This is a genomic window from Kitasatospora sp. NPDC005748, from assembly GCF_040630735.1.
GTDB lineage: Bacteria > Actinomycetota > Actinomycetes > Streptomycetales > Streptomycetaceae > Kitasatospora.
This window is the reverse complement of record NZ_JBEXYD010000039.1, coordinates 67,229-73,340: the sequence shown is the minus strand read 5'-3', so window position 1 is coordinate 73,340 and position 6,112 is coordinate 67,229. Positions and strand designations below refer to the sequence as shown.

At 75.7% G+C, this 6,112-nt stretch carries 6 protein-coding genes; all 6 read right to left on the bottom strand.

Features of this window, described 5'->3' with window-relative positions:
- Positions 1 to 109 precede the first annotated feature (109 nt).
- The gene (locus ABZ495_RS25160) at positions 110 to 1,315 is read right to left on the bottom strand and encodes a cytochrome P450 (protein WP_359838193.1); all 1,206 of its coding nucleotides are present in this window, start codon (positions 1,313 to 1,315) and stop codon (positions 110 to 112) included.
- A gap of 149 nt (positions 1,316 to 1,464) precedes the next feature.
- Complete coding sequence (locus ABZ495_RS25155) at positions 1,465 to 2,709, bottom strand: cytochrome P450 (RefSeq protein WP_329489846.1); 1,245 nt, start codon at positions 2,707 to 2,709, stop codon at positions 1,465 to 1,467.
- Entirely contained in the window at positions 2,706 to 3,416 is a 711-nt protein-coding gene (locus ABZ495_RS25150) for an ATP/GTP-binding protein (protein ID WP_359806472.1), read from the bottom strand. Before ABZ495_RS25150 ends, ABZ495_RS25155 begins: the two co-directional genes overlap by 4 nt.
- The gene (locus ABZ495_RS25145) at positions 3,397 to 3,765 is read right to left on the bottom strand and encodes a DUF742 domain-containing protein (RefSeq protein WP_329489844.1); all 369 of its coding nucleotides are present in this window, start codon (positions 3,763 to 3,765) and stop codon (positions 3,397 to 3,399) included. The genes ABZ495_RS25150 and ABZ495_RS25145 overlap by 20 nt, the downstream gene beginning before the upstream one ends.
- Positions 3,762 to 4,214, bottom strand: coding sequence for a roadblock/LC7 domain-containing protein (locus tag ABZ495_RS25140; protein WP_359806474.1), 453 nt, complete (start codon positions 4,212 to 4,214; stop codon positions 3,762 to 3,764). The genes ABZ495_RS25145 and ABZ495_RS25140 overlap by 4 nt, the downstream gene beginning before the upstream one ends.
- Complete coding sequence (locus ABZ495_RS25135) at positions 4,214 to 6,016, bottom strand: ATP-binding protein (protein WP_359838191.1); 1,803 nt, start codon at positions 6,014 to 6,016, stop codon at positions 4,214 to 4,216. Before ABZ495_RS25135 ends, ABZ495_RS25140 begins: the two co-directional genes overlap by 1 nt.
- Positions 6,017 to 6,112: the final 96 nt, after the last annotated feature.

Here is a 6,112-nt window from a genome sequence, read left to right as displayed (position 1 = left end):
GATCGGCCCGATGAGCGTGTTGTCGCCGGTGACCGCGCTGGTGTCCGCCGTGCTGCCGGTCGGGGTCGGCCTGGCGGGCGGACGGGGAACCGGCCGGCGCCGGGCGCGCTCAGAAGAGCCGGACCGGCAGCTCCCGCAGCGAGTTGACCACTAGCGAGGGGCTCGGCCGCAGGTCCTCGTCGGGCACCGCCAGGGACAGCTCCGGGAACCGCTCGAACAGCGCCGGCAGCGCGACCCCCGCCTCCAGCCGGGCCAGCGGCGAGCCCGGGCAGACGTGTGGACCGTGGCCGAAGGAGAGATGACGACTCGGGTTCCTGGTGATGTCGAACAGCTCGGCCGTCACCCCGTGCTGGGCGGGATCCCGGCCGATCGCGTTGTAGGAGATCAGCACCGGTTCGCCGCGCGGGATCACGACCTCGCCGACCTCGATGGACTCGGCGGCGAACCGGAACAGGAAGTTGCTGGTCGGCGGCGTCCACCGGAGCGACTCCTCGACCACCGCGTCCCAGGACACCGTGCCGGCCCGGACCAGCTCCAGCTGGTCCGGGTGGGCGAGCAGCGCCCGGACGGCGTTGCCGATCAGGTTCACCGTGGTCTCGTGGCCCGCCGCGATGATCACCCGCAGGGTGGCCGCCGCCTCCGCGTCGCTCAGCGCCCCGCCCTCGGCGTCCGCCGCCAGCAGGGCACTGGCCAGATCGTCACCGGGCTCCGAACGGCGCTTCGCCACCAACTCGTTCACGAAGGCGTTCAGCCCGGCGATGGTCGCCTGGATGCCGTCGGGGTTGGGCCGGATGCCGAAGAACTCCTCGTAGAGCCCTCGCAGCAGGGCGTGGTCGGACTCCGGGACGCCCAGCAGCGAACAGATCACCGTCATCGGCAGCGGGAAGGCGAAGACCGACTTGAGGTCCACCACCCGCTCCCCCGCGGCCAGGACGTCCAGCAGGCCGTCGGTGATCTCCCGCACCCGGGGGCGCATCAGCTCCACCCGGCGCGGCGTGAACGCCTGCGCCACCAGCGTCCGCAGCCGCCGGTGCCGGGCGCCGTCGGTGGTCACCATGCTCGGGCCGGGCACGGCCAGGCCGATCAGCGGCCACGTCCTCGGCACGTCGCCGCGCTGGTAGGCCGCCCAGTGCGCGGCGTCCTTCACCAGCCGAGGGTCGGTCAGCAGGTCGCGCGCGGCCGCGTGCCGCGTCACCGCCCAGGCGGCGACGCCGCCGGGCAGCTCCACCGCCACCGCCGGGCCGGCGGCGCGCAGCAGCGCGCCCTCGGCGGCGTTGTCGCGCGCCAGCGGGTCGAGGGCTATCGGGGCGGTCATCGGCACAACTCTCCTTGGCTTCCTGATTCCTGTCCGGTGGTCCTGCCGGCGGGTTCCGGCGCCTCGCTGCCGGGCCGCGACGGGGGTCCGGGGTCCGGGGTGCGGGGTCCGGCGGGCGCTGCGGGCCCGGGGCCGCGCGGCCCCGGGTGTCAGACCGCGTAGCCCGGGGTGAACGACACCGGCAGTGCCACCAGCCCGCGCACCCACGCCGACGGTCGCCACACCAGCGCGTGCTCGGCCACCGCCAGCCGGAGGTCCGGCAGGCGGTCCAGCAGCACCTCGATCGCCGTGGTGGCGATCACCTCGGCCGCCTCCTGCGCCGGGAACGGGCACCCGTGCTCGCCGTAGGAGTAGCTCATGTGCGCCCGGTTGCCCTCCGCCGGGCTGCCGTCGGCCTGCCGCACCGCCGGGTCCGCGTTCGCCCCCGCGAAGCCGAGCAGCAGCATGTCCCCCGCGGCGATCCGCTGGCCGCCGAGCTGGGTGTCCCGGACCGCCCAGCGCCCGGCGAAGATCTGCGTCGGGGTGTCCTCCCAGAGCGCCTCGTTCAGGGCCTGGTTGATGCTGCGCCGGCCGCCGGAGAGCGAGGCGGCGAACCGCTCGTCGGTGAGCATCAGCCGCAGCGCGTTGGAGATCCAGTACGAGCACGGCTGGTGGCCGGCGATCAGCAGGACGCGCAGGTCGCGCATCACCTCGTCGTGGTCCAGGCCCGCCTCGTGCAGGAGCATCCGCGAAGCCAGGTCGTCGGACGGCCGCTCGGCCTTCTCGCGGACCAGGTCGAGCATCACGCCGAGCAGCCGCTGCGCGCCGGCCGGGGCGTCCGCCCCGCCGTCCAGCATCGCCAGCAGCCCGTCGATCAGGACGGGCGCCTGCTCCTCGCTCAGCCCGAGCAGCCGGCAGAGCACCAGCAGCGGCATCCGGTGCGCGTACTCGGCGACCAGCTCGGCCTCACCGCGCCCGGCGAACCCGTCGATCAGCCGGTCGGCGATCTCCTCGCAGTGCTTGCGCAGCTCGTACGGGTCGACGGCGGCCAGCGCGTCCGTGACGGCCCGCGAGCGGCGGACGTGCTCCTCGCCCTCGGCGTACAGGATCGACGGCACCGGCGCCATCATCGGCTTCAGCGGCCAGTCCTCGGGGATGCTCTCCCAGGCGTTCCAGCGGGTCGAGTCCCGGCCGAACAACTGCGGCTGGCCGGTCACCAGTTGCAGCTCCCGGTAGCCGATGACCAGCCAGGCGGGGACACCCCCGGCGAGCTCGACCGGAGCCACCGGACCGTGCGCGGCCCGCAGCTCGCGGTACAGCTGGGACGGGTCGGTCTGGAAGCGCGGCCCGTACAGCGGGGTGGCGCCGGCGTGCGCCGGGCAGCCCGGCGGCGGGGTGGCGGCGGGCTCGGTCACGGGGTGCTCTCCTCGTACGGGGACGGGTGGGTGGCGCCGGCGACAGCGACAGCGGACACGGCAACCGGGGCGACCGGGGCGGCCTCCGGACGGGCGGCCGGACCGCTGCCGGCCTCCACCCGGGCGGCCAGGTGCCGGACCAGCTCGATCAGGACCTGCTTGCTCGACTCCCGGTCGCGCGCGTCGCAGTCCACCAGCGGCACCTCGGCGGGCAGGTCGAGCGCCGCGCGCACCTGCTCCAGGCTGTGGCTCGGGTCGCCGAAGTTGTTGCGGGCCACGATGAACGGCGTGCCGTGGTGTTCGAGCCGGTCGATGGCGTACCAGGACTCCTCCAGCCGCCGGGTGTCCACCAGGACGACCGCGCCGAGCGCCCCGCTGAACAGGCGGTCCCAGAGGAACCAGAAGCGCTCCTGCCCGGGCGCGCCGAACAGGTACAGCACCTGGCTCGCGGAGAGCGTGATCCGGCCGAAGTCGAACGCGACCGTGGTGGAGCGCTTGCCCCAGGAGCCCGTGGGGTCGTCGATGCCCTCGCCCGCCCTGGTCATGGTCTCCTCGGTGTTCAGCGGACGGATCTCGCTGACCGCACCGACCAGGGTGGTCTTGCCGACGCCGAACCCGCCGACCACGACGATCTTCAGCGCGTTGTCGGCGGTACCGCGTAGCGGGGTGCGCCGGGGCCCGGGGGCCTCAGAGCTGTTGGAGTCCATGCAACACCTGCTTCAGCGTGTCGAGATCGGGCAGCCGGGCCTTGTTGGGGGCGAACCGGGGGTGCCGGGCGGTGACCGCCCCGGACTCCAGCAGGTCCCCGAGGAGGATCTTCACCGCCGAGACCGGCAGCGCCAGCTCGGCGGCGACCTCCACGACGGCGGTCGGGGCCTCGCACATCCGCAGGATGCGGGCGTGCTCCGACTGCATGCCCGGGTCCGGCTCCCGTTCGGCGACGATCAGGGTGACCAGGTCGAAGGCGTTCTCCGGGGAACGGCTGCGGCCGCGGGTGATGGTGTAGAGGCGGTCCGGGTCGTCGTCACGGCCCGGCAGGACCGGCCGCCCGCTCATACCCGGGCGCTCTCTTGGACCACCGCGTCCGTATCCGCCCCGATGCCCGCGTCGTCGCGGGCCGGAGCACTGAGGTGGACGCCGATCTGCTCGATCAGACCGTGCATGTTGTGGCCGACCACGCCCACGTCCGCCTCGTCGTCGGTGACCACGGCGAGGTGGGCGCCCTCGCCGGCCGCCACGATGCAGAGGATGCCGCCGTGGAACTCGGTCATCGACTGCCGCACGCCGCCGCTGCCGTCGCCGAACTCGATCGAGGCGCCGTGCGCCAGGCTCTGCATCCCGGAGGCGATCGCGGCCAGCTGGTCGGCCTGATCGGCGCCGAGTCCGGCGGTGTGGCAGAGCCTGAGGCCGTCGGCCGAGAGCACCAGGGCGTGCCGGGCGCCGGGGGTGGCGGTCAGCAGGTTCTCCAACAGCCAGTCGAGGTCACGGTCGATAACGCTGCTCATCAGGAGTCCTTCTCGGTGACGGGGGAGGCGTCGGGCGTGGTGTCCGTGGTCGGTGCGGTCGGCGTGGTGTCCGTGGTCCTTGCGGGGGGCGTGGCCGGTGCGGGGGGCGTGGCCGGTGCGGGGGGCGTGGCCGGTGCGGGAGTCGCGGCCGGTGCGGGAGTCGCGGCCGGTGCGCTGCCGTTCCCGGCCTGCTGGGCGGCGCGCCGGAAGGCGCCGAACCGGGCGGCGGCGCTCACCGCGTCGGCACGGACGGACTTGGCGGCCGGAGCCGGTGCCGCGGTGGTGGTACCGGTGGCGGCGAGCGTCTGCCCGCGGCGGCGCTGCGGCAGACCGCTGTCGGCGACCTCCACCGGGACCGCGCCGGACGACGGCGCCGGGGCGGACGAGGTCGCCGGAGCGGACGACGGCGCGGCGGCGGGCCTGGCCGGCAGCAGCGCCGGCGGGCCGGCGGGCGTGAGCGCCAGGCGCGACGCCGCGGGCGCCGTCGCCCGGGCCGGGGCGGGCACCGGAGCGGGCGCCGGCGCGGCGTGCGTCACCAGCTGCTGCGGGATGAGCATCACCACCCCCGTTCCACCGCGCGCCGACGGCCGGAAGGAGATCTGCAACCCGTACTTGCGGGCCAGCGCGCCGACCACCGCGAGGCCGAGCCGCGTCCCCGCGGTGAGCGTGGTGAGGTCCAGGGGCTCGGCGGAGACGGCCCGCTCGGCCCGGCGCAGCCAGCTCTCGCTCAGCCCGAGGCCGCTGTCCTCGACGGTGACCGCCAGCCCGGCCGGCACCTCCTCGACGTAGACGTGCACCTCGGCCGGCGGGGCGGAGAAGTTGGTGGCGTTGTCCAGCAGTTCGGCCAGCGCGTGCATCACGCCCTCGGCGGCGAACCCGGCCACGGCCGCCGTGCTGGCGTTGTGCAGCCGGACCCGCTGGTAGGCGCCGATCCGGCCGAGCGCCCCGCGCAGCACCGACTCCACCGCGATCGGCTTGGCCCAGCGCCGGCCCGAGCGGGCGCCGGTGAGCACGGCGATGCTGTCGGCCATCCGGCCGGCCTGGGCCGTGGAGTGGTCCAGTCGCAGCAGGTCGCCGAGGACCTCCTCGTCGTGCCGGTGCTGCATCTCGCGCAGCTCGGCGTGCATGCTCGTGGCGAGTGCCTGGACCCGCCCGGCGGCGGTCGCGCAGACCGCGAGGGCGGCGGCCCGCAGCCGCTCGCCCCGGCCGATCTCCTCGGCGAGGGCCCGCAGCAGCGCGTACTGGGGGTGCGTGCGGTGCGTCGCGAGCGCGCTGTCCACGGACGCGCCGTCCCGGAGCTTCTTCACCACCTCGGGCAGGACGGACCCGGCCAGCCGGTCCAGTGCGGCTCGCTCCGCCCGCTCGGCCTCCAGTTCGGTCCGCACCCGGGCCAGCTCGGCCTGCGCGGCCAGCACCTCGGCCTCGGCGTCCGCCTGCGCGGTCCGGGCCACCTCCCGCGCCGTGTCGGCGGCGGCGGCCCGCTCGCGGGCGCTCGCCCCGGCGGCGTCGGCCGCGGCGGTCAGCGCGCGCGCCGCCCCGGTCTCCTCCCGCTGCACGGCGAGCTCCTCCGCCAGTCGGCGGGCGCGCTCGGTGGCGGTCGCCGCCAGTCCGACCGCGATCAGCCAGAGCACCGCGACCGCGCAGACCGCGGCCCCGGTCAGCGGCTGGTGCGCGGACAGGGCCCGGCCCGCGGCCACCGGGGCGGCGACGCCCGCCAGCAGTACGGCCGCCGCGGTGAGGGCCGCGGTGCGCGGGGCCGGGCGTCGGCGCGCCGTGCCGTCGGGGCTGGTGCGTTCTCTCATCGATGCGGTCCTCGGCAGCGGCGGGCGTCGACGGGCGGACGCCGACAGCGGGGGCGGGCGAACGCGCGACCGCCCGGCCGACGTAGTGAAACGTCT

What these genes read in the sequence shown, in the direction of transcription:
- ABZ495_RS25150 (WP_359806472.1), bottom strand. Translation starts at nt 3,416, where the DNA reads ATGGACTCCAACAGCTCTGAGGCCCCCGGGCCCCGGCGCACCCCGCTA.
- ABZ495_RS25160 (WP_359838193.1), bottom strand. Translation starts at nt 1,315, where the DNA reads ATGACCGCCCCGATAGCCCTCGACCCGCTGGCGCGCGACAACGCCGCC.
- ABZ495_RS25140 (WP_359806474.1), bottom strand. Translation starts at nt 4,214, where the DNA reads ATGAGCAGCGTTATCGACCGTGACCTCGACTGGCTGTTGGAGAACCTG.
- ABZ495_RS25135 (WP_359838191.1), bottom strand. Translation starts at nt 6,016, where the DNA reads ATGAGAGAACGCACCAGCCCCGACGGCACGGCGCGCCGACGCCCGGCC.
- ABZ495_RS25145 (WP_329489844.1), bottom strand. Translation starts at nt 3,765, where the DNA reads ATGAGCGGGCGGCCGGTCCTGCCGGGCCGTGACGACGACCCGGACCGC.